We start from the raw sequence: 22,920 nt of genomic DNA, 5'->3' as shown, positions 1-22,920 counted from the left end.
GCCATTCGTTATCTCGCTCGCTCTCCCCGGGCCCGCGATGCGCGTCCGACGGACCCTCAGGCTTGGCGGCTCGCCTTCGCGTCGAGGATCCGCTTCAGGTTGTCGAAGTAGCGCTCGTTGACGCGCAGGAGATACCACCGGAAGACAGGTCCGGTGAGCCTGAAGAGCAGCCCGTCGGCGCGGACGGGCGCGAGCATGCGGACCCGCGTCCCGCCGTCCGCCGCGGTGAAGCGGTACTCGGCCTCGAAGCGGACCGGGCCGGAGCTCGTCTCCAGGCGGAACATCTTCGGCCGGTCATGCGCGGTTACCGCGAAATCGATGTCGAAGCGGCGCCCCATGAGCCTGCACCGCTGCCGGTACCTGGTGCCCACGCCGTGCGCGTTCGTGGACATGATCGTCGTCCCGAGCACGGATTCCCACCAATCCGGGTCGTTGCGCGGATCGGTCATGTAGTCGAACGCCACTTCTTGCGGGCAGGCGACGACGCGGCTGATGTCGACGTACAGGGCGCTCATCACGCCCCCCCGAGGTCAAGGCTTCTGGGCATGAGCCTGCTTCTGTTGCTCCCCGCTCATCATCCCGATGCAGAAGGCGAGCGCGGCGCGCAGGTTCCGCTGCGTGGGGATCTGCGACAGGTCCAGTCCGAGCTGGACCATCGTCATCGCCACGTTCGGCTTGATGCCCGCCACGACGCCCTCGGCGCCGAGCAGCCGGATCGCGGTCACGAGCTGGATGATGTTGCTGGCCACGCTCGAATCGACGATATCGACGCCTGTGAGGTCCAGGATCGCATAACGCGCCTGCTTGTCGACGATGCGCGTGAGCAGCGCATCCAGGACATCGGCGGTCCGCATGCTGTCGACGACGCCGACCAGCGGCAGCGTCAGCACCCCGCTCCACACCTCGATGATCGGCGTGGACAGGTTGCGGATGACCTCCTGCTGCCGCTGGATCTGCATGAGCTTGTTGCGAACATCGTCCTCGGCTTTCCGCAGCTCGGTGATGTTCAGCGTCAGCCCCGCCACCATCTGAATGGCGCCGTTGGCGTCGAGCACGGGGGAGAACCAGCTCTCCCAGTGCATGTCGTGCGCGCTGTTGTACGCGTGCATCTGCTTCCCGGTGAGGGCCTGCTTCAGGTTCTCGGCGATCTCTGTGCCGGCGTAGACCTGGAAGACGTTCATCCCGAGCAGCGCACCCCGCTTGACGCCGGCCTGCTCGATCCCCCTGCCGTCATGGTAGATGAAGGTCCCCTGCGGATCGACCGCCCAGACACCGATGTCCATCTGGTTTGCGATGCAGTCGAGGAGCTTGGCCTTCATCCTCGCCGTCGATGCGTCGTCCGTGGTGCCGTCGGCGGCCCGCCGGAGCGACCCGTGGATGGCGTCCCCCTCGGGCGACCGGCGCACGCTGTACGACATCGGCGTATAAGCTCCCCGGCCGTCCTGCACCCGCACGTCGAGCTGCACGGGATCCCCGCCGCTCCGCAGCCGGGCAAGGGCGGCCTCGACGGCGTCGCGCTCCTCGGAATGGACGAGGGCCAGGAGCGACGTCTCCTGATCCGGCGCGAGCCCCAGCGCCTGCCGCAGGCTGTCGGTGCAATGCAAGAGCTCGCCGTCGAGCGTCGCGACGAAGAGCATCTCTGGGCAGGAAGCGAAGAACGACCGGATCGACGCTGTCGCTGAGGAGTTGCTTGGGGGCACTGGCTTGTTGCTCTGCAGGAAACCAATGAAAACTTGGAATGTCAAGGCGGGGCTTACAGCTGCGTGGACCGACGTGAGATCCGCTGTGCACGTTGCCGCTCCCTCGAGAGCGACCTGCGTCGCCGGCTTCTCCACATGTCGAGAGTCGGCCTCGGTCGAACGACATCCGGAGCGTCGCGCCCGAGGTCGCGCCCTGTAGCCGCAGGGAGAGAAGGTTTGCGGCCGACGAAGGCGCCTCTCGGACGCTCTTGCACGATGGCGGAGACGCAGGACGATGGTCGATCGTCTCTGCCTGCCACCCGCCTTCATGGTCCCCTCTGACCACCGCCCTCACGAGGCGGCGAGCGCGGCGGCGACGCCGGAGGAGAGCGGCACGCGCGGCCGCCAGCTCGTGGTGGCGCAAAAGCGGCGGGGGTCGCCGACGAGCCACGGAAGCTCGTCGGCGCGCGGCGGACGGGCGCCGAAGTCGAGGAGGGACTCCGGCGCGCCGAGCTGCCGCGCGACCTCGAGGCAGACCTCGCGCACGCTCGTCGGGCGCCCCGAGCAGACGTTGTAGGCCGCGCCGTGCTCGAGCCCCGCCGTCGTCGCGCCGAGCAGCAGCGCCTCCACGACGTCGTCCACGAAGGTGAGGTCGCGGAGCTGCGTGCCGGGGGTGAGGTCGACGCGCTCCCCCGCGCGGAGCCGGGCCGCGAGGTACGGGATGAGGCGATACGGCGCCTCGCCAGGGCCGTAGACGCCGAAGAGGCGGAGCGTCACGAACGGCACCGAGAGCGCCCGCGCCACGGCGCGCCCGTAGTCGTGAGCGGCGGCCTTGGCGGCGCCGTAGAGGTCGGCGGGCGCGCGCGGCGCGGCCTCGCCGACGAGCTGCCCCTCGACGACCGCGCTGTACTCCGAGCACGAGCCCGTGAAGACCACGCGCGCCCCGCCCCAGCGGGCGGCGGCCTCCAGCGTCGCGACGAGCGCCCCGACGTTGCCCTCGAGGAGCGCGTCCGGCGCGCGCTCCCTCGGGTTCACCCCGGCCGACGCCAGGTGGAAGACCGCATCCGGCGGCGCGTCGCCGACCGCATCGAGGAGCGCGTCCCGCGTCAGCCGCTCGAGCGGGAGCTGCCGGAGACGCTGGCCCGGCGAGGGGCGCGAGAGGCGCGCCCACCCCGAAGGCCGCGCGGGCGCCGCCGCGACGACGTCGCACCCGCCCGCGAGGAGCCGCCGGACGAGCGCGGCGCCGATGAAGCCGGTCGCGCCCGTGACCACCGCCTTGCCGAGCCTCACGCGAGCCCCGTGGCGAAGCGGAGCTGCTCCTCGACGAGGGAGCGCGCGCGCCCGCGATCCTCCAGGTAGCGCGCGTACCACGCGCTCGTGAGCTGGATGGCGCGATCGGTGTCGAGGAGCGGACGCCAGCCGAGCCGGGACCGCGCCTTGCTGCAGTCGAGCCGCAGCGCGCCCGCCTCGTGGAGCCGCTCGCCGTCCGAGGGCTCGGCCAGATCGAGCGAGCCCCGCCCGAGCGCGCGGACGATGGCCTCCGCGAGCCGGTGCACCGTCGTCGGCTCGGCGTCGTCCGGGCCGAAGTTCCAGGCGCCGCTGTACCCCGCCGGATCGTCCCAGAGCCGGCGCGCGAGGAGGAGGTACCCCGAGAGCGGATCGAGGACGTGCTGCCAGGGGCGCACGGCGCGCGGGTGCCGGATGCGCACGGCTCGCCCGCGGCGACGCTCCGGACGATGTCCGGCACGATGCGGTCCTCGGCCCAGTCTCCGCCGCCGATGACGTTCCCGGCGCGCGCGGTCGCGAGCGCCACCTCGCGTCCGTAGAACGACCGCCGGTAGGCCGAGGCGACGAGCTCCGCGCAGGCCTTGCTCGCGCTGTACGTGTCGTGGCCGCCGAGGGCGTCGGTCTCGCGGTAGCCCCAGACCCACTCGTGGTTCTCGTAGCACTTGTCCGTCGTCACCACGACGACGACCCGCACCGACGGGAGGCGCCGCGCCGCCTCGAGCACGCGCGCCGTCCCGAGGACGTTCGTCGCGAAGGTCTCGAGCGGCCGCGCGTACGATCGCCGGACGAGCGCCTGCGCCGCGAGGTGCAGCACGATCTCCGGCCGGGCCTCGGCCATCGCCCGCGCGAGGTGATCCTCGTCGCAGATGTCGCCGAGGATCGAGGTGACCCCGTCGCCGATGCGCGCGTCGGCGAAGAGGCTCGGCGCGCCCTCCGGCGGGAGCGCGTACCCGGTGACCTGCGCGCCGAGCAGGCGCAGCCACGCGGTGAGCCAGGAGCCCTTGAACCCCGTGTGCCCGGTGACGAACACGCGGCGGCCCGCGTAGAAGTCGAGGTGCTCGCTCATGACCAGGTCCTCCAGGGCGCGCGGCCCTCGTCCCAGAGCCGCTCGAGGAGGCGCTTGTCGCGCAGGGTATCCATCGGCTGCCAGAAGCCCTCGTGCTGGTAGGCCATGAGCTGCCCGTGGGCGGCGAGCCGCTCGAGCGGCTCGCGCTCGAGCGGCGTCGCGTCGTCGCACTCGAGGTACTCGAGCGCGCCGGGCTCGAAGACGAAGAAGCCCCCGTTGATCCAGCCCGCCTCGGCCTGCGGCTTCTCGGCGAACGCCGCGACCTCGCTGCCCCGGAGCTCGAGGACGCCGAACCGCGCCGGCGGGCGGACCGCGGTGATCGTCGCGAGCTTGCCGTGGGACCGGTGGAAGGCGACGAGCTTCGCGATGTCGATGTCCCCGACCCCGTCGCCGTAGGTGACCATGAACGGCTCCCGCCCGAGCACGCGGTCCAGCCGGCGGATGCGCCCGCCCGTCTGGGTGTGGAGCCCCGTGTCGATGAGCGTCACCCGCCAGCTCGGGCAGTGGACGCCGAGCGCGTCGACCTCGCCGCTCCGGAGGTCCACCGTGAAGTCCGCGCGGCGCGTCCGGAGCCCCGCGAACCAGTCCTTGATGACGTCGCCCTTGTAGCCGCAGGCCACGACGAAGTCGTCGAAGCCGTGGGCGGCGTACATCTGCATGATGTGCCAGAGGATGGGCTGGCCCCCGATCTCGACCATCGGCTTCGGCCTGTCGGCGGTCTCTTCGCTGAGCCGGGTGCCGAGGCCGCCGGCGAGCAATACGGTCTTCATCGCTGAACCTCCTGTGCATGGCGGGTCTGCGCCGCGAGCGCGCGGCGCACGGCGCCGGCGACCGCGGGGTCGTCGGCAAAGGCCCACGAGAGCGGCTCGTGGGTCACGGTCGCGTCGCTCGCGACGTGGAAGAACAAGAGCGCCTTCACCGCGGGGTGGCGCTCGGCGAGGCCCGTCAGCGCCTCCTCGTACCAGCGCGCGCGCTCCCCGCCGGCGGCGAGCGAGCCGAGCTCGGCGATCATCAGCGGCTTGCCGAGCGGCGCGAGGCGCTCGTAGTGGCGCGCGAAGAGCTCCTGGAACGAGGTCCACTTGGACCAGCGGACGGCGGTCCCGTAATTGAGGACGCCCGTCGCGACCCAGTCGATCCACTCGTTGCCCGGGTAATACTCCCAGTAGTTCTCGTACGAGACGCTCGGCGACCACACCCAGAGGACGTTCGCCGCCCCCGCGGCGCGGAAGCGCCCGACGACGTGCCGCCACGCGCGGATGAACTCCCGCGGGTCCGGGTTGTTCGCCGGCCCCCACGGGTAGCGGTAGCCGTCGTTCATCTCGTGCGCGAAGCGGAGGAGGATCGGGTGCCCGTACTCCGCCGCCGCCTGCGCCCAGCGGTCGACGTAGACGTCGTACTTGCCGTCGGCGATGTCGGTGAGGCCGCCCTGGTCCCGCGTCGCCGCCGGGCGGAGCGACGCGTCCAGGCGCTGGAACGCGCTGAGCCAGGGCTCCCACGTGATCACCGGCACCGAGCCCACGGCCCAGATGGCCTGCGCCGCCCGGCTCGGGAAAGCCTGGTCCGCGCCGTCGCCCCAGGCCGCGTAGATCTGCGTGAGGAGGAGCGTCTGGCCCACCGCCTCCTCGAGCGCGAGGTACCCGCTGACGTCGCGCGGCAGCCCTCCGTCGTGCGCGCCGTAGAGGAGGCGCGCCGGGGCGCGGAGGTCGTCCAGCCTCCGCGACGCGAGCTCCGTGGACAGGCGGGCGAGCCGCGCGTCGCGCTCGGGGCCGGCGGTCCAGGAGAGATCCGCCGTGGCCACGGCCGCGCTCGCCGTGCCGAAGAGCGACGAGAGCCAGGTCTCGGCGGGCGCCCGCCCGTAGGTCGAGAAGAGCACCGCGAGGGCGGCTCCGGTCGTGGCGGCAGCTGTCAAGGCGACGCGGTGAGAGCGCTTCATCGTGATCCTCCGAGGGGGGTCGTGGCGGTCGTGGTGGTCGTGGCTTCGAGCGCGGGGAGCCGCTCCCAGGGATCGATCGCCGCGTACCCGCCGCGCCGCGCGGCCCAGGCGATCGCCCCGCTCATCGACGCGGCCCCGAGCGCGCCGAAGAGGACCATCGCCCAGTAGGCCTCCGCGTCGCTCCAGCGCTCGGCGAGCCCGTGCGCGGAGGTGCGGAGCCAGAGGCTCGCGCCGATCGTGACGAGGAACGAGGCGACGACGAGGAGGTGCGGCCACGCGAGCGGCAGGAGACGGCCGCCGATCCCGCGCTTGGGCGTGGGCACGTAGCGGACGAGGCGCTTCGCGACCGCCAGGACCACCCCGAGCGTGTAGATGGGAAAGGCGGCGAGCTTGAGGAGGAGGGCGCGCCAGTGGAGGCCGCCCTCCGTGGCGCGGTCGCAGAACCACCGCTGCCCGTGGACGTGGAGCGCGACCGCCGCCGCGACGACGGGGGCGCCCGCGGCGACGAACCCCGCCGGATCCGCGTGCATGGGCCGGAAATCGCCCCAGAGCGCGGCGAGCGGCAGGACGAGGTACGTCAGCGTGGCGGGGCCCGTGAGGTAGTACGTGCCGATGGCCACGTACGAGAGCCGCTGGCGCGCGCTCAGCTGCCAGAAGCGCGGCACGACCTCGGCGAAGAGCGCGTCGACCGCGCCGGTCGCCCACTTGAGCTGCTGGGCGAAGTACCCGCCGAGATCGTCGGGCACGAGCCCGCGGCTGACGATCTCCGGGACGTAGACCGAGCGCCACCCCGCCGCGTGGAGCCGGATGGAGGTCATGAGGTCCTCGGCGAGCCCCACGGCGTGCCCGCGGATGGACGCGAGCGCGGCGCGGCGGAACGTGCAGTTGGCGCCGATGGCGACCGCGCAGCCGAGCCCGTGGAGCCCGAGCTGCATCGGCCCGTAGAACCCGTAGGTCTGCTCGGCCGCGCCGCGGGCGATCGGGGAGTCGGCCTGGTTGTAGTAGCCCTGCGAGACCTGCACGAAGCCCACGCGCGGGTCGTCGAAGTGCCCGAGGACGCGGTCGAAGAGCTCCGGGAACGGCAGGTGGTCCGGGTCGAGGACCAGGACGAAGTCCTCGGTGGTCCGCGCGAGGGCCGCGTTGATCTTGCCGGCCTTGGCGCCCGGGACGCCGCTCGAGTCGAGCCACACCGCGCCGTGCCGCGCGGCGAGCGCGCGGAAGCGCGGGTCGCCCGTGCCGTCGAGGAGGTACGTGCGGTGCGGGTAGCGGACGCGGGCGAGCGCCGCGAGGGTCGCCTCGAACATCGCGATGGGCTCGCCCGGCGCGGCCGTGGTGAAGACCGCGACGGAGAGCCCGTCGCGCGCCGGGCGGTGCTCGACGCGGTCCAGCGCGAGGTACCCGATCCAGGCGAGGACGATGCGGCCGATGCCGTACCAGACCGCGATCGACAGCGCGACGAAGGCCGGGAGGTGGGCGACGTGGCGCTCCTGGAACCAGAAGCTCGCGAAGCCGGCGACCCCCGCGAGCCCGAAGGCCACGATCGCCCAGACGATCATGCGATCGACGAGCCGCACGGGCGCGGCCGACGACCACCGGAAGAGCTCCGGATCAAAGCGGGAGCTCGAGACGAAACGCCGCGTCATGGAACCGGTAATAGAGCTGGTGGTTGTGGTGGTAGGTGACGCCCACGCGGGCGCCCCCGAGGTCGATCGAGGCCCCCGCGCGGAGGTCGACGCAGGCGCCGTCGACGCGCGAGGTGACGCCCCAGGCGAGCGCGGTCGGGTCGAGCTCGCTCCCCTGCACGGCGACGTCGCCGCTCGCGTCGACGCGGAGCTTGCCGAGCGAGAGCGCCGCGACGACGATGGGCCCGTGGCGGCGCGCGCCGAGGGGGGTGAAGTACGGCGCGTAGGCCTGCGCCGCGCGCGACCAGCGCGAGCGCGAGGTGTCGGCCCAGGCCGCCCCCCACCCGGCCTTCAGGCTCAGCGCGCCGCGCAGGAGCGGCGCCACGGCCCAGCCGTAGGCCGTGAGGCCGCGGTTGCTATCGGAGTACCAGCGCCCCTCGCCGCGGAGCTCTCCGCTCCAGCCGTTCCAGTCGTCGACGGCGAGCGCGCCGCCCGCCGCGGTGACGGAGACGTGCTCGCGGATCGCCGCGTGGGTGTCGAGGAGCTCGTCGCGGCGCGCCGAGGCGCGGAGCCGCAAAGGCGAGAGCCAGCGCCCCTCGATCTCGGCGCTCCCCGACACCTGCGCGCTGCCGTCCGCCCAGATCCGCCCGAGGCCCGTCGCGACGACGTCGAGGTCGGCCCGGGCCGGGCGGAAGAGGAGCCCCACGAGCCCGCCCACCGCGTGGGCCGGCGTCGCGCTGCCGCCGAGCTCCGCCGTCTCGCGCGGGGCGCGCGGATACCAGAGGCCGATCGCGCGGAGCCGCAGCTGGAGGCTCGCCGCCGGCCAGAACGACACCCCGGCGCTCTGCGACAGGCGAGCGAGCGGCTGCGTGTCGAAGAAGGCGCGCGTCTCGAGCTCGAGGCGCGGGGCGAGCGCCGCGTCGAGCTGCCCGCGCAGGGTGCCGGCGTCGCGCGCCGCCTCGCTCTGCGCGGGGACCTGCGCGAGGAGGGCCTCCGCCGCCGCGTAATCGGCGATGGCGAGCCGCTCCTGCGCCTCGGCGACGTACCGAAAGGCCCCGGGGAGCGGGCGCGGCGCGGCGCCGGCGGCGCCCGCGCCCACGAGCGCGGCGGCGACGATGAAGCAAGAAGCGAAGGCGGAGAGGCGCATGGCAAGGAAGGGGGACATCTCGTCCCGGTCGCCCCCAAGGGGCCGCCTCCGCCTCCGGACGGCTCACCGGAGCGCACGAAAACGATCGTGAGCCGTCTCGGGCCCCTGCCGGTCCTTTGGTGCAACGCTGTGCCCGACCGCATCGAAGCCGCCCCGTCCCGCAGCGCCGAGCCTCGGCTCGGCGACCTCGCCGCCGCCCGTCGCGGAGACCGCCATGGCTAGCGGATCCCGCTCGCCGCTCCCGCACGCCGTGAGCCGCGCCGGTCCCTCGCCGGGCGGGCAGCTCGTCGCGCTGCCGGTGGAGCGCGACGACGCCGAGCTGCTCCGCCGCCTCCAGCGCGGCGACCCCTGGGCCAAGGCGGTCCTCTTCGAGCGTTACGGCGCCCTCGTCGAGCGCATCGCCCGCCGCATCCTCGGGACCGAGCGGCACACGACCTTCGCGGACGTCGTCCACGACGCCTTCGTCTCCGCCTACGCGAGCGTCCACCAGCTGAGCGACGCGGTGGCGCTGACGTCGTGGATGAGGTCGGTCGCGGTCCACACCGCGTGCAAGAGCATCCGCCACCACAAGGCCCGGAGCTGGCTGCGCTTCTTCTCGCCCGAGGACCTCCCCGAGCCCCCGGCGCGCGGCGCCGACGCGGAGCTCCGGGAGGCCCACGATCGGACCTACCGGCTGCTCGAGTCGTTCCCGCTCGACGAGCGCGTCGCCTTCGCGCTGCGCTACATCGAGGGGATGGAGCTCACCGAGGCGGCGGCCGCCTGCGGCGTGTCGCTGGCGACGATCAAGCGGCGGATCGCCCGGGCCGAGGCGCGCTTCGTGAGCGCCGCCCAGCGAGACCCCGTGCTCGCGACCTGGATCGAGGAGGGCACCCGATGGAACCCGTGACACGACGCCTCGAGACCCTCGGGTCCGAGGTGGCCCGCACCTCCGACCAGCGCGCCAGGCCGGGCGAGACGCTCGCCGCGGCGCGCGCGCGGCTCTTCGCCGCCGAGGCCGAGGCCCGGCCGCGCCGGGCGCGCCCCGCCGTCTGGGCCGCCGCGGCCGCCGCGCTGCTGCTCGCGGCGGGCGGCGCCGCGCTCTTCCGCACGGCCTGGGCGCCCGAGGGCGGCCCCGCCGCGGCCACCGCGGGAGCGCCGGCGAGCGCGGGCCCGAGCGCGGGCGCGCGGGTCGAGGCGCGCGACGCGCCCCTCGCCTTCACCTTCGCCGAGGGCACCTCCGTGCGGCTCGACGCGGCGTCCGCGCTGGAGGTCCTCGCGACCGACGCGCGCGGCGCGGAGCTGCGCGTGGAGCGGGGCGGCGCCGACTTCCACGTCGTCCACCGGGGCGACACGCGCTGGGTCGTCCACGCCGGTCCCTACGCGGTGCGCGTGACCGGGACGCGCTTCGAGGCGCGCTGGGCCCCCGAGGCGCGGCGCTTCACGCTCGCGCTCGCGGAGGGGAGCGTCGAGGTGACGGGCCCGGAGCTCGGGACGGCGCGGCTCTCGGCCGGCGACCGGCTCGACCTCACCGCGCCGAGCGAGCCCGCGCCGAGCGAGCCCGCGCCGAGCGAGCCCGCGCCGAGCGGCGCCGTCGCGGCCCCCGCGTCCGGCGCGCCCGCGGCGGTCGCGGCGCCGCCCGGGGATCGCGACGCGCGCGCGCCGGCGCCCGGTGCGGCGGACACCGCGCCGCGCTGGCAGGCGCTGGCGAGCGCGGGGCGCCACCAGGAGGCGCTCGCGGCCGTCGAGCGGCTGGGGCTCGACGCCGTGCTCGCGCGGGCCGCGCCCGACGAGCTCCGGCTGCTCGCCGACGCCGCCCGCTACGCGGGGCGCCCGCACGCCGCGCGCGCCGCGCTCCTCGCGCTGCGCCAGCGGCACGGCGCGCGCGGCGACGCGGCGTTCCTCCTCGGCAAGCTCGCCGCCGATCAGCTCGGCGATCCCGGCGACGCGCTGTCCTGGTTCGACACCTACCTCCGCGAGGCGCCGGGCGGCGCCCTGCGCGAGCAGGCGCTCGGGCGCAGCCTCGAGCTCCAGCAGCGGCGCGATCGGGAGGCCGCGCGCCGCGCGGCGCTCCGCTACCTCGCCGAGTACCCCCGCGGCGCCTACGCGCCCCTCGCGCGCTCGATCGCGGATGCGCCCTGAGCTCCACCCCGCGCGCCGCGCCGCCCTCCGCCTCGCGGCGGTGCTCGGCGCGCTGCCGGCCCTCCTCGGCGTCGCGCGCGCGGCGCCCCCGCCGGCCGCGGAGGGAGCCCTCGCCGGCGCCAGCGCGCCCGCGCGGGCCACGGTGGCCCTCTCCGGCGACCCGGCGGACGCGACGTTCCAGCGGGTTCGCGACGAGCTCCGCGCGCTCGGCGTGCGCATCACCCCCGGAGGCCCCGGGGAGGCCGACGCGCGCGAGGGCGCCGACGCGCGCGAGGGCCCCGACGCGCGCGTCGTCGTCGCCCGCCGGCGCGCGACGATCGCCCTCGCCGCGCGGCACGGCGGCGGCGAGCTCGAGGTCGCGGTGCGCCGCGGCGACGGCCCCGAGGTCCTCGCCCTGGCCGCCGTCGAGCTGCTCCGCGCCCGCCTCCTGCACCGCGACGCCCCCGCCGCTCCTCCTCCGACCGGCGGCGCCGCCGCCCGCATCCAGGACCCCCGGCCGTCGAAGGCCGGCCCCCCGAGCGGCCCCTCCGCCAGCCCGGCCGGCTCCGCGACGGCCTCCCCCGCGCCCTCCGATGTTCGCGCGCCCGCTTCGCGCTCCCCCGCGCTTTCCCAGCGAGCCGACGGCGCGAGCCCGCCCGCGCGCCTCGTCGCCTCGGTCGGCCCGACGCTGCTCTTCGCCTTCGGCGACGTCCCCCCGACGCCGGCGCTCTCGTTCGGCGGAACCGCGATCTTTCGCGGCTGGTACGTCGCGGCGGGCGCGACCACCACGCTCGGCGGCGCCTCCTGGGATGTCCCCGGCGGGCGGATGGAGCACGGCGTCGCCCTCGTCGGCGCCACGGCGGGCGGCGCGCTCTCCTTCGCGAGCGGGCACGGCCTCGCGACGCTCGGGGCTGGCGCGTCCGCGCTGCGCCTCCATTACGAGACGCACGTCCCGTCGCCGGTGTTCGACGGCCCCTCCGGCGCCTCGTGGGCGGCCGTCCCGCACCTCGAGGCGGCCGCGCGCTGGTTCATCCATGATCACGCGGGCGTTCGCCTCGGCGGCCTCGCCGGCGCCGCGCTTCCCAGCATCGATATCCCGTACCCCGAGCGCAATGCCGGCAGCTCGAGCCCCGCCGCCGACGTCACCCCCTATGGCCGCCTGCTCCTCGCCGTCTCTCTCTCCCTCGAGGCGCGCCTCTGAGGGCTCGGGCCGCCGTGCATCGCATGCGTGGCCCGGCGCCCGGTCCCGCGCGCCGCGCGGACGCCGGAGCTCGGGGGTGCGCCTGCTTGGCCCGACAACACTGCGACACTATCGCACCCGCGTCTTCTCACGGGAGGCGGCACAATGCAGTGCATTGAGGAAGAAGGCTCGGGATCCCCCTGAAACCGTCTGGTCGCGCTCGTTTTTTTCGTGCCATCATCGCCCAGTGAACGTGGGCCCGTCCAGCACACCGCCCGACCCGGGGCATCACCTCTTGCTCGAGCTCGGGCGCGGGGGAACTGCGCAGGTCTTCCTCGCCGTGCTGAGCGGCGCGGAGGGCGTGGACAAGCTCGTCGTCCTGAAGTTTCTCAGGCCCGACCTCCTGGACAACCTCGAGATGCGGGAGATGTTCATCAACGAGGCGCGGTTCTCCGCGCGCTTGAACCACGCGAACATCGTCCAGACGAGCGCGATCGTCCAGACGACGCGGGGGGCCGCCATCGTGATGGAGTACCTCGAGGGCCAGTCGCTCTCGATCGTCCGGTCGCGGGCGCGCACGAAGCTCCCGCTGGAGATGCACCTCCGGATCATCATCGACGCGCTCCGCGGCCTTCATTATGCCCACGAGCTCACCGGCTTCGACGGCGAGCCGCTCAACGTGGTGCACCGCGACGTCTCGCCGCACAACGTCTTCGTGACCTACGATGGCCAGGTCAAGCTCATCGATTTCGGCATCGCCAAGCTCACGGGCGGGAGCGTCGAGACGGCGACGGGGGTGATCAAGGGCAAGATCGGGTACATGCCGGCCGAGCAGATCGAGGGGGGCCCCATCGATCGGCGCGCGGATCTGTACGCGGTGGGGGTGATGCTCTGGGAGGCCGCGACGGGCGAGCGGATGTGGAAGGGCATGACCGACATCGCCATCATGCATCGCGTGCTGAACGGGGAGCTCCCGAGGCCGCGCGACGTCAAGCCCGACGTGCCCGAGGAGCTCGAGCGCATCATCCTCAAGGCCCTCTCGGTCGCGCCGGAGCAGCGCTATGCCACCGCGGCGGAGCTCGAGGCCGATCTCGAGGCGTTCGTCGCGGGCATGGCCCCCGTGACGAACCGCGACATCGGCAGGTTCGTCTCGCGCGAGTTCGAGGACGTGCGCGCGGAGACGAAGCGCATCATCGGCCGTGAGATGGTGCGCCGGGGCGCGACGGCGCGGGCGTCCATGCCGGTCGACACCCTGTCGCCGCCGCCGCTGGATCAATCGCTCGCGCGCGCCGGCTACGGCACGATGACGGGCTCGGACACGAAGCTCACGGGCGAGCAGGAGCCGGCGCCGCGCCCGTGGCTGAAGCGGGCGTCCCGCTCGCTCCTCGCCACGGCCGTGGTGGGGATCGGCTGCGGCATCGTCCTGGCGGCGGCCACGACCCGTTCCCCGCGCTCCGCGCCTGCGTCCCTGGACGCCGCTTCGTTGTCGGCGTCGCCGCAGCCGTCGCTCGCGCCGCTCCCGCCCGCCGTCGTCCCGGCGTCCGGGGCGCCGTCGAGCGCCGGCGTCGCCGCGGCGGCCGCCGCGCCCGCGGCGGCGAGGTCGGGCGAGCCGTCGGCGGGGTCGGCGGAGCCGACCATCGAGCCGGCCGAGCTGCCCGAGCCGCTGGCCGATTCGTCCGCAAAGCCGGCCGACCGGCCCGCGAAGCAGCCCAGGGGGTCCGCGAAGCAGGCCAGGCCGTCGGCGAAGCAGCCCGAGCCGCCGGCAAAGGAGCCGGCCGCGCCTGGTGGCGCCGCCGCGACGACGGCGGACAAGCCCACGCCCGCTGCGCCGGCCAGCACGCCCAGCGCGAATTGCGACCCGCCCTACACCATCGACGCCGAGGGGATCAAGCGATTCAAGGTCGAGTGCATGTGAGATCGCGTGTCGACACCACGTCGGGTACGGGAGCGCTCTCCGCGCTGGCCCTGGCCGTGATGGGCGGCTGCGGGACCTGCGGCGACACCGGAGCCCAGGGCGGCGCCGGCGGGCCGGCGGCGGCGAGCGTGGCGTCCGGCTCCGCGGCGGGCACCGGAGGCGCGGAGTCTGGCGCCGGCACCGGAGGGGTGGGCGCCGGCGGAACGAGCACCGGCGCAAGCGCCGGAGGGACGGGCGCCGGCGGAGTGGGCGCCGGGGAGACAGGCCATGGCGGAGGCTCCGGGGGGGCGAGCGCGGGAGTCGGCTCCGGGGGAGCGAGCGTGGGAGTCGGCTCCGGGGGAGCGAGCGTGGGAGTCGGCTCCGGGGGAGCGAGCACGGGCGCGGGCACCGGCGGAGCAGGGGATGGCGGCGGCCCCGGGGAGCCGGAGCGTCCGGTCGCGCTCGACCTCAGCGGAGACGTCCAGGGAGTGCACGACCCGTCGATCATCCGGGCGGGGGATCGCTATTACGTCTTCTCCACGGGCCCCGGGATCGCGATCCGGACCTCGACCGACCTCGTGCGCTGGGACTCCGCCGGCTCCGTGTTCAGCGACACTCCCGACTGGGTCGCGAGCGCGGTGGGCGACGTCGACGCGCTCTGGGCCCCGGACATCTCGACCTGGGGCGGGCTCTATCATCTGTATTACGCGGCGTCGTTCTTCGGGACGAACCGCTCCTGCATCGGCCACGCGACCCGGGGGTCGCTCGACGCCCCGGAGACCCGCTGGCTGGATCACGGCGCCGTCGTCTGCAGCGAGGGCACCGATTACAACGCCATCGACCCGAGCGTCGTGATCGACGAGCGGGGCACGCCCTGGCTCGTGTTCGGGAGCTTCTGGTCGGGGCTCAAGCTCATGCAGCTCGACCTCGCCGGCGCTCCCGTCGACGGGACGCTCACGTCGATCGCCGCGCGGCCGAGCACCGCGATCGAGGCGCCGTTCGTCGCGAGGCGCGGCGATTATTATTACCTGTTCGCCTCGTTCGACACCTGCTGCGTCGGCGCGAGCAGCACGTACAAGATCATGGTCGGTCGGTCCCGGGCGCTCGCCGGTCCTTACGTGGACAGGCTCGGGAATCGCATGCTGAGCGGCGGCGGCTCGCGCGTGCTGACCAGCAGCTCGAGGTGGCGAGGGCCTGGCAGCAACGGCTTGCTCCAGGCCGGCGAGTCCTGGTATCATATCTACCATTCGTACGACGCCGACGCGGACGGCATGTTCGCCCTTCGCGTCGCCGAGATGCGCTGGAGCGCCGACGGCTGGCCGGAGTCCGGCGGGCCGTGAGCCGGCATGCGAGGGTGGCCGATGCGTCGGTTCGAGGCGGGGAGCCGGGCCCTTTCTTCGCTGTTCCCGTCTGTTCCCGTCTGTTCCCGTGGGGGTCGTGGTCCTCGGGCCACGGCAGCGGCATCGCAGGCGTCCGCGGGGCGTCCATCGTGGTTGGGAGGTGACATGAACATGGCAGCTCGTGGAAGGGTGCTGGCCGGCCCTGCGGCGCTTCGTCCGGCGGCGCGTGCGCTCCTGGCGCTCGCTCCCTTGTGCCTCGGGGCCTGCTCGCTCGAAAGCCTGTCCTATCTCCAAGACGGCGCGACGGGCGCCGGAGGCGGCTCGGCGACGCAGAGCTCCAGCCAGAGCAGCAGCGGCTCTGGAGGTCGCGACGGCACCGGGGCTACCGGCGGCGGTGGCGGCGCCGGGGGCGCCGGAGGTGTCGGCGGCGACGGCGGCGCTGCAAGCGTCGGGGGCGCCGGAGGTGAGGGGGGCGACGGCGGCGCCGGGGGCCGCGGGGGCGCGGGCGGCGACGGGGGCGGTCCGCTCATCGACCTCGAGACGGGGCTCTTCTTGCATTACACGTTCGACGCGCTCGACGAGGGCATCGCGGTGGACGCCACCGGCGGCATGCGCGACGGGACCCTCCTCGGGGGGACGTCGGTGGAGGGGCACATCGGCAATGCGCTGTCCCTCTCGGGGGAGGAGGAGTACGTGGAGCTCCCGCCCGGCGTCTTGCAGACGCTCAACGAGCTCACGGTGTCCTTCTGGATCTCGCTCGGCGAGCAGCAGTGGTGGCAGCGGATCTTCGACTTCGGATCCGGAGAGGTGGCGTGGCTCTACGTGTGCCCGAAGGCGGCGAATCCGACCGGCGTCCGCCTCTCGTTGAACTCCCCTGCGGGCGTCGAGGAATACACCATGAATGGAAGCTTGCCGCTCAACACGTGGACGCACCTCGCGGTGACGCTGAGCTACAACCCGAACCGCTCGTTGATGTACATCAACGGGGCCGAGGTGGCGAGCAGCGAGTTGATCACCACCCGGCCCTCGGATCTGGGGAACACGACGCAGAACTTCATCGGCCGCTCTCAGTTCGCGGTCGATCCCTACCTCGTCGGGATCGTGGACGATTTCAGGATCTACGATCGCGCGCTCTCGGCGGCCGAGGTGGCGGCCCTCGCGGCGCAATGAGCGGGTGAGCCGGCCGCGGTCGGCCCGCTCGGCGGACCGTCGGAAGTTTGCTCGACAGGCGGTCGGGTGCGAGTCTGCTGGACACGAGGAGCTTGGCGCGATGGCTGGAGAGACAGGGATGCTGCGAAGGGGGAAGCCTCTCGGAACGGGGCGCGGCGGGTGGGCGGCGCTCGCGCTGGCGGCGACCGCGCTCTGGCCGCTCTCGGCCTTGGCGGACGAGCCTGCGGCGCCGGCGGACGGGCCTGCGGCGCCGGCGGCGGGGGCGGCCTCCGGGGTCACGCAATGTGTCGCCGCGCACGCCGAGGTGCAGCGGCTCCGGAAGGAGCACCAGCTGCTCGAGGCGGGCCGCGCGCTGAAGGGCTGCGCCCGGTCGGACTGCCCGGCTCCGGTCCTCCGCGATTGCGGGGCGTGGGTCGATGAGATCGAGCGGGCGACGCCGTCGGTCGTGTTCAACGTGACGAGCGGCGGCGAGCAGGTCACCGGGTCGACGGTCCTGGTCGACGGCCAGCCGGTCGAGCTGTCGTCGAGCGGCGCGCCGCTCAAGCTCGATCCGGGGAAGCACACCTACCGTGTCGAGCGCGCCGGGCACAAGCCGGTGTCCAAGGAGATCATCCTCTTCGAGGGGCAGCGCTTCCAGCAGCTGAACGTCGCGCTCGAGCCCGTCGCGGAGGCCCGGGTCCCGCCGGCGCAGGCCAGCGTCACGGAGACCTACCGTCCGGTGCCGGCGCTCACCTACGTGCTGGCGGGCCTGGGGGTCGCGGGCGGGGCGAGCTTCGCGGTGTGGGGGCTCATGGGCCGATCCGAGCAGGATCGCCTGGAGAAGACGTGCAGTCCGAGCTGCGCCGACAGCGATCTGGACGCCGTGCGCACGCGGTACCTGATCGCCGACATCTCTCTCGGTGTAGGCGCGGCGGCGCTCGCGGGCGCCGCGCTGACGTATCTGCTGCGCCCCACGAAGGAGAGGCCGATCGCCGTGTCGGTGGAGCCGAGCCGGACCGGAGTGGTTGGTTCGGTGTTGCTCCGCGGTATGTGAGATGATTTCATCTCTCGACCGGATGCTTGAAGCTTGACGACGGCCGTCATCGCCGTCGCGTTTTGCAGGACCCCAACAACCCCGTCGAGCACCGCCGGAGCGTTCCCGGATGCTCGAGGTATCGGCCTTATTGGAGGATGCGATGAGAGAGACATCGATCTTGTCGGGTGGTCTCAGGGCTGCGTTGCTCGCGGCCGCGATGCTGGGAACAGCGGCCAGCGGATGCGGCTCGAGCAGCGATGACGACCCGGGGGGCGGCGGCAGCGGGACGACGTCGACGACGACGTCGACGTCGGGTGGAGGCTCGACGACGAGCGGCTCCGGGGGCGAGGGTGGGGGCGCGACGGGCACGGGCGGCGCGGGCGGCGACGGCGGCAGCGGCGCCGCGGGCGGCGGTGGCGAAGGTGGGGGCGGTGGTGAGGGCGGCAGCGGCGGAGCGACCGGCAGCGGCGGCGCGGGTGGAGATGGCGGTGCGACCGGCACCGGCGGAGCTGGCGGCGATGGGGGCGCGGGCGGCGACGGCGGCGCGGGTGGAGACGGCGGTGCGACCGGCAGCGGCGGAGCGACCGGCACCGGCGGCGCGGGTGGAGATGGCGGTGCGACCGGCACCGGCGGAGCTGGCGGCGATGGGGGCGCGGGCGGCGACGGCGGCGCGGGCGGCAGCGGCGGCGCCGGGCCGGAGCCGAGGCTCATCGTGCACTACACGTTCGACGAGGAGACAGGCCTCGTGGCCCACGACGCGTCGGGCAACGGGAATGACGCCACGCTCGTCGGGAGCGCCGGATGGCTCGCGGAGGGGCGAATCGGCGGCGCGCTCAACCTGCAGGGCGACGACCCCTACGTCGATCTCCCCGACGGGCTCACCGACGAGCTCGACGACCTCACCATCGCGACCTGGGTCCAGCTGAAGAGGATCGACATCTGGTCTCGCATCTTCGATTTCGGCGGCAACGGCTTCATGTTCCTCACCCCGCTCGACGACACCGGGGCCCTGCGTCTCTCGGTCTACACGCAGGTCGACACGGTGGGCAACGAGGCGATCGTGAGGGTCGCGAACCCGCTGACCGTCGATGTCTGGAAGCACGTGGCGGTCACGATCTCGAGCGGCACGTACCAGCTGTGGGTCGACGGTGTCTCCGTCGCGTCGGCCACGCCGGCACCTCCGCACGACGTGACGCCGTCGCGGATCGCGCCCACGGCCAGCAACTACATCGGCAAGTCGCAGTTCCCGGACGCCTTGCTCAAGGCGTATATCGACGACTTCCGGATCTACGACGGCGCGCTCTCGGCCGAGGAGATCGCGGCCCTGGCCGCGCCGTAGGGGAGGGGGGCACGCGCCGGCCGACCGTCGCCTCGGCCGCCGTGGTCGCCTCGCTCGCAAGCTCCCTGAGCCGCGCGTCACGCGTGGGCATACCTCAAAGGGCGTCCAGCGCCAGCCCGCACCTCGCCTCGAAGGCCTCGAGCGCCTCGGGGCGGGTGGCGCCCACGTACAGGGTCTCGGAGTTGTAGAGATAGGTGGCCAGCAGCCGGTTGTGCCGGTCGATGAAGCTGACGCGGTGCCCCCCGGAGCGTAGCTGCTTCTCGCCGATGTGCTCCAGAGACGGCTCCAGCGTCTTCAGCTTCTTCTCGGGCAGCTCACAGCGTGAGCGCTCCGGCAGCGACATGACGGCCTGCCAGGTCGCCACATGGATCAGGAAGCCCGAGAGCTTGGACGCCTCGCTGTACCACGTCTCGGTGTTACGGGCGCGGCCGCTCACCCGTGGGTTGGGCGACGCCCCGTCGGCCGGCTGGATGCCCCACTCGGCAAGGTATTGGTTCTCCTCGCAGAACACCAGGCAGTCGCCCGCGAGCCGGAGCTTGTCGGGCGGCAGCATGTGAAAGCCGGCATCCATCATGCCGCGATGGCGCCCCGCCGTGGCGTAGTAGTCCCGCAGCGCTTCCGGCAGGACGATGCCGAGGCGCTGCTCGGCGGCGCCGATGTCCGCCCCCGTACAGCTGTCCTCGGGCCGGCGGACGCCGAAGGCGATCGCCATGACCGATTCGATGAGATCGCGGATCACGATGGGGTTTCCCCTATCATCCGTAGGTCCTCGGAGTCCACTGGCCGGGCCCGTCGCAAGTCCCGCCAGGGATGGCCGACCACGACGCCGAGCCTGGATCGCCGCCCTCGCGGCCCCTACGATCGCGTCCAACGAGCGCAAGGTCTGCCGCGGCGGCCTCCTGAGCGGATCGATGCGTGCCACCGATGTCCTGCGCGCCGCCCTCGAGCTGGGCGCCGTCGCGTTCGTGATGGCCCACAACCACCCGAGCGGCGACCCCGCGCCGTCCGAGGACGACGTGGCGCTGACCCACGCGATCGAGCACGCCGCCCACCTGATCGGCGTCCCCCTCCAGGACCACGTCATCGTGACGCCCGCCGGGCGCTTCGCCTCCGTCTTCCGGGCTGCGTCCTCCCGCTAACCCGTCCGGGTCTCGGCAGCCGCAGATTCACCGCCGCCGGATCTGTACGTCGAGAATGGCGCGATCAACATCACGAGAACGTCGCCACCGACGAAAGCACTCTTTCGACGGGTCCTCCCCAGACCGGACAGCGCGCCTCCAGCTCCCCTCCTGGCCAGATCGGTGCCAACCCGGCTATCTCCTCAACATCCCTCATCCTTCTCACCCATCTCTCTCCCCGCGCGCCCCCGCGCACGGCAGGAATTCGACACCCGAGCTTCTTCTATAACCCATCTTCCCATCCACTTCGCTCTGGACACCTCTCTTCGCTTCATGAATAAACGACGCCGGCCCGTCCGGCATAGCAGCGCAATCCCGCGCTCCTGCACGGACGAGGGTGATCTCATGAGCAAATACACCGCTTCTGAAGTTGTCCAGGTCCCCCGGTTCACCGCGGTCGGGGCCATGGCGCTGGGCGAGCAGCTCGTCACGGTGGCGAAGCCCGTGAAGAGGCAGCTCGCGAAGGGCATCGCGCGGGCGCTCGTCGCGCTCTCGTCGAGCCACGCCGCGCTCGCGTCGGCGCTGCGCGATCAGGTGTCGCTCTCCGAGGGAGGGGAGGCGAGCGAGGATACGGTCCAGTGCGACCGTGTCCTCGACGGGTGCTGGAGCGGTCTCCACGACTTCCTGACCGCGTTCACCAAGCTGCCGCCGGGCGCGCCCGAGGCCGCGGAGGCGAGCTCGCTCAAGGCGGCGATCTTCACCGGAGGCCTCAAGTTCCTTCAGCTCACGTACCTCCTCGAATGGTCCGAGAGCGAGCTCCGGTTGCAGCGGATCCGCAGGAACGGCCTCGACGCGCGCATCGAGGCGCTCGGCGGCAAGCGCTTCCTCGCCGCCCTGGAGGCCGCGCACGCCGCGTACGGCAAGGCGCTCGGCGTCACGGCGCCCGCGGCCGCGGCCGCGGCGGCGCCGCCGAGCGTGCGCGAGGCGCTCGACGCCTTCACCGAGGCGCTGCGCGCGTACGTGATCAAGGTGATGGGCGCGGTGGAGCCCGACGAGCCGGAGACGCAGGAGCTCGCCGACAAGCTGCTCGCGCCGCTCGCGGGCTGGAGCGTCGGGCCGACCGGCCGGGGCGCGCGGAAGAGCGGCAAGCCCGAGGAAGAGGCGACAGCGCCGCCTCCGGCCGACGCGCCGACCGCCGCGCCGGTGCCCGCCGACCTCTGAGGCGCGCTCGCGCCGCGCGCGCCCGCTGGCGGCGCTCCGACATCCCGCCGATTCGTCCTCCTCCCGTCCTCCCGTCACCGCCCGCCCGGAGAGCATGCCCCCGACGTCCGCCGATGGCGTCCTCCGGCGCCGCGCGGCGAGCATCCCGGCGCCCGGTCCCGTTCTCCTCTGCCCGTCGCGAGCGCGCAGCGCCTCGTGACGGGGCGAGCCGCGCTCGTGGCAGAGCGAGCCCCCCGCGCGCCGTGCGACCTGTGCCAAGCCGCCTTGGCATGTGCCAGGGGAGGGGGGGCCGGCACCGGCACAAACGCAATGCATTGCGACACACCGGGGTCCGGACCCCTCGAGATCGCTCCGCAGAGCGTCTTTCTGGGCAGGATTGTGCCAGAAAACGCATTGTAAACCGAAATTCTGTGCCAAAATCCCCGCAAAATCGCGTGATCTTGTGCCAGAAGGGGGGTCCGGACCCCTCCGAAGCGCAAAGCAGAGCGTTCGAACGGGGTCGGAAGCCCTCCGAAGCGCGAAGCAGAGCGCACCGGCGGGGTCGGAACCGCTCCGGAGCGCACCACAGAGGGTAGTGCTCGATGTTGGGTGGTGGGGTTGCTCGGGGCGCGCCCTTCGTTCTTGGCGATGGTCGCGATGGCCTCGGCCAACGGGACGAGCTCGACGACTTCACCCTGCCCTGAGCCCACGCGCGCTGGTTCATGCGGCCCTGGCATGCCGCTGGCAACAAAGTCCCGCGCGCGACGGAATGCGTCGCGTGGAGGTGGACCGTGCACACCGGGATCACCCTGGCCGTGGCCGCGCTCATGGGAGCGCCGGCCTGCGGAGCAGCGGACGAACCGAGCGCGGCGGGAGAGGAGGGCAGAGCGGAGGAGGCCGGCCTTTCGACGCGCCACTTCGAGCTGAGCCTCGACCCGGAGGAGCCCGCGATCCCGCAGATCGTGGCGGCCGGGCGGCACGAGCTCGCCGCGGCGTGCGCCGACCGTCCCGAAGCGGCGATCCGCATCTTCGACCCGCTCGACCCGGGAGCCTACGCGGACGTGCCCTGCGCCTCGGTGCTCGATGACGCCGCGGCGCAGGATGAGAACGCTATGCCCGTCTCCGATGGCGACGAGCCGACCGGAGACGTCCAGCAGGCCATCGGCCCGATCAGCCTCCTGATGTGCGGCCTTTACGCTGGCGGCTCTCTCTTGACGTTGCGCTACGCGGTGTGTCCGCGGGCCAGGACCGCGAGGGCGCGTCAGCGGTGCGACGACACCGGGCTCTGGGGCGGAGTCGCCATGGGCCTCCTGTGCGCCGTCCCGTTCTAGCGGAGCGGTCATGATTGTCCCCCAGCCGCTGAGGACGATCGGCATCGTGGTCTGTGGCGTCGCGCTCGGAGCCCCGGCCGTTGTTTGCCACGACGCACATTCTCCCTCGCTAGGGAGGATCGTAGACGTCGTGCGGACGCTCTTCCCGCTCTGGATCTACCTGATCGTGCAACTCAGCATGGATGAAGGTCGGGTCCGCGAGCGGCGCGCCCGTGGGGTGCCCGACCCCGACTAGGCACCCGACCCGCTGACGACGCGGCGAGCTCCCCGGCCCACGGCCCCCTCTGCACCAGGCTCCCTGAGCCCCCGAGCGCCCCCTGTCCTGATAGCACCAAGCGTACCCGCGGTGCCTCTTGCATTCACCAGAGGCTTCCATCGGCAACCTGGAGCGCCGATCAGCTTGAAACGCCCGAGAATGAAGAGATTCGAGCCACGGAGGCACAGAGAGCACAGAGAGCACAGAGGGGAGAGAAGAAATGGGCATCGCGACGGCGTGCGCGGT

20 protein-coding genes and 1 pseudogene are annotated in these 22,920 nt (G+C 73.3%); 12 read left to right on the top strand and 9 right to left on the bottom strand.

The annotated features are described in order from the left end of the window. Positions 1-56 precede the first annotated feature (56 nt). From WMF33_RS29050 to WMF33_RS29015, 8 genes and pseudogenes are all read right to left on the bottom strand, one after another. A complete protein-coding gene (locus tag WMF33_RS29050; protein ID WP_437331673.1) occupies positions 57-515 on the bottom strand; it encodes an SRPBCC family protein in 459 nt (152 codons plus the stop codon). Positions 516-530: 15 nt separating this feature from the next. After that, the gene (locus WMF33_RS29045) at positions 531-1,637 is read right to left on the bottom strand and encodes an STAS domain-containing protein (protein ID WP_437331672.1); all 1,107 of its coding nucleotides are present in this window, start codon (positions 1,635-1,637) and stop codon (positions 531-533) included. Positions 1,638-2,030: 393 nt separating this feature from the next. Continuing rightward, a complete protein-coding gene (locus tag WMF33_RS29040; protein WP_437331671.1) occupies positions 2,031-2,969 on the bottom strand; it encodes an NAD-dependent epimerase/dehydratase family protein in 939 nt (312 codons plus the stop codon). Then, a pseudogene (rfbG, locus tag WMF33_RS29035) lies at positions 2,966-4,032 on the bottom strand (CDP-glucose 4,6-dehydratase). The gene WMF33_RS29040 and the pseudogene rfbG overlap by 4 nt, the downstream one beginning before the upstream one ends. Next, on the bottom strand, positions 4,029-4,802 hold the full coding sequence (rfbF, locus tag WMF33_RS29030) for a glucose-1-phosphate cytidylyltransferase (RefSeq protein WP_020737752.1): 774 nt from the start codon (positions 4,800-4,802) through the stop codon (positions 4,029-4,031). The pseudogene rfbG and the gene rfbF overlap by 4 nt, the downstream one beginning before the upstream one ends. After that, positions 4,799-5,965, bottom strand: coding sequence for a glycoside hydrolase family 26 protein (locus WMF33_RS29025; protein WP_437331670.1), 1,167 nt, complete (start codon positions 5,963-5,965; stop codon positions 4,799-4,801). Before WMF33_RS29025 ends, rfbF begins: the two co-directional genes overlap by 4 nt. Beyond that, entirely contained in the window at positions 5,962-7,608 is a 1,647-nt protein-coding gene (locus WMF33_RS29020; RefSeq protein WP_437331669.1) for a glycosyltransferase family 2 protein, read from the bottom strand. Before WMF33_RS29020 ends, WMF33_RS29025 begins: the two co-directional genes overlap by 4 nt. Continuing rightward, on the bottom strand, positions 7,574-8,734 hold the full coding sequence (locus WMF33_RS29015; RefSeq protein ID WP_437331668.1) for a hypothetical protein: 1,161 nt from the start codon (positions 8,732-8,734) through the stop codon (positions 7,574-7,576). Before WMF33_RS29015 ends, WMF33_RS29020 begins: the two co-directional genes overlap by 35 nt. Positions 8,735-8,948: 214 nt before the next feature. On the opposite strand from WMF33_RS29015, the gene WMF33_RS29010 reads away from it, so the two are divergent. From WMF33_RS29010 to WMF33_RS28975, 8 genes are all read left to right on the top strand, one after another. Beyond that, positions 8,949-9,620, top strand: coding sequence for an RNA polymerase sigma factor (locus WMF33_RS29010; protein WP_437331667.1), 672 nt, complete (start codon positions 8,949-8,951; stop codon positions 9,618-9,620). Further along, on the top strand, positions 9,608-10,852 hold the full coding sequence (locus WMF33_RS29005; RefSeq protein WP_437331666.1) for a FecR domain-containing protein: 1,245 nt from the start codon (positions 9,608-9,610) through the stop codon (positions 10,850-10,852). Before WMF33_RS29010 ends, WMF33_RS29005 begins: the two co-directional genes overlap by 13 nt. Beyond that, positions 10,842-12,032, top strand: coding sequence for a hypothetical protein (locus tag WMF33_RS29000; RefSeq protein ID WP_437331665.1), 1,191 nt, complete (start codon positions 10,842-10,844; stop codon positions 12,030-12,032). The genes WMF33_RS29005 and WMF33_RS29000 overlap by 11 nt, the downstream gene beginning before the upstream one ends. 226 nt (positions 12,033-12,258) lie before the next feature. After that, positions 12,259-13,926, top strand: a complete 1,668-nt coding sequence (locus WMF33_RS28995) for a serine/threonine protein kinase (protein ID WP_437331664.1) — start codon at positions 12,259-12,261, stop codon at positions 13,924-13,926. Between the two features lie 347 nt (positions 13,927-14,273). Next, positions 14,274-15,245, top strand: a complete 972-nt coding sequence (locus WMF33_RS28990) for an arabinan endo-1,5-alpha-L-arabinosidase (protein WP_437331663.1) — start codon at positions 14,274-14,276, stop codon at positions 15,243-15,245. Between the two features lie 165 nt (positions 15,246-15,410). Continuing rightward, the gene (locus tag WMF33_RS28985; RefSeq protein ID WP_437331662.1) at positions 15,411-16,415 is read left to right on the top strand and encodes a LamG domain-containing protein; all 1,005 of its coding nucleotides are present in this window, start codon (positions 15,411-15,413) and stop codon (positions 16,413-16,415) included. Between the two features lie 118 nt (positions 16,416-16,533). After that, positions 16,534-17,448 carry a hypothetical protein gene (locus WMF33_RS28980; protein ID WP_437331661.1) on the top strand — a complete coding sequence of 305 codons (915 nt, stop codon included), beginning with the start codon at positions 16,534-16,536 and terminating at the stop codon, positions 17,446-17,448. Between the two features lie 199 nt (positions 17,449-17,647). Continuing rightward, positions 17,648-18,769 carry a LamG domain-containing protein gene (locus tag WMF33_RS28975; RefSeq protein ID WP_437331660.1) on the top strand — a complete coding sequence of 374 codons (1,122 nt, stop codon included), beginning with the start codon at positions 17,648-17,650 and terminating at the stop codon, positions 18,767-18,769. Positions 18,770-18,863: 94 nt separating this feature from the next. Here WMF33_RS28975 and WMF33_RS28970 read toward each other — a convergent pair whose 3' ends face one another. Next, complete coding sequence (locus WMF33_RS28970; protein ID WP_437339601.1) at positions 18,864-19,508, bottom strand: SMI1/KNR4 family protein; 645 nt, start codon at positions 19,506-19,508, stop codon at positions 18,864-18,866. Here WMF33_RS28970 and WMF33_RS28965 point away from each other — a divergent pair. From WMF33_RS28965 to WMF33_RS28950, 4 genes are all read left to right on the top strand, one after another. Next, complete coding sequence (locus WMF33_RS28965; RefSeq protein ID WP_437331659.1) at positions 19,399-19,908, top strand: JAB domain-containing protein; 510 nt, start codon at positions 19,399-19,401, stop codon at positions 19,906-19,908. The two genes, WMF33_RS28970 and WMF33_RS28965, sit on opposite strands and share 110 nt — an antisense overlap. A gap of 384 nt (positions 19,909-20,292) precedes the next feature. Continuing rightward, positions 20,293-21,108 (top strand): hypothetical protein, encoded by an 816-nt coding sequence (locus WMF33_RS28960; protein WP_437331658.1) that lies wholly within the window; start codon positions 20,293-20,295, stop codon positions 21,106-21,108. Between the two features lie 770 nt (positions 21,109-21,878). Next, positions 21,879-22,418: a hypothetical protein gene (locus WMF33_RS28955; RefSeq protein WP_437331657.1), complete on the top strand. Its 540-nt coding sequence runs from the start codon at positions 21,879-21,881 to the stop codon at positions 22,416-22,418. A gap of 10 nt (positions 22,419-22,428) precedes the next feature. Further along, positions 22,429-22,653: a hypothetical protein gene (locus tag WMF33_RS28950; RefSeq protein ID WP_020737733.1), complete on the top strand. Its 225-nt coding sequence runs from the start codon at positions 22,429-22,431 to the stop codon at positions 22,651-22,653. The last annotated feature ends 267 nt before the right edge of the window (positions 22,654-22,920 follow it).

Source organism: Sorangium sp. So ce394, assembly GCF_051474665.1.
Taxonomy (GTDB): Bacteria; Myxococcota_A; Polyangia; order Polyangiales; family Polyangiaceae; genus Sorangium; species Sorangium cellulosum_D.
This window is presented reverse-complemented; position numbering and strand designations above follow the sequence as displayed.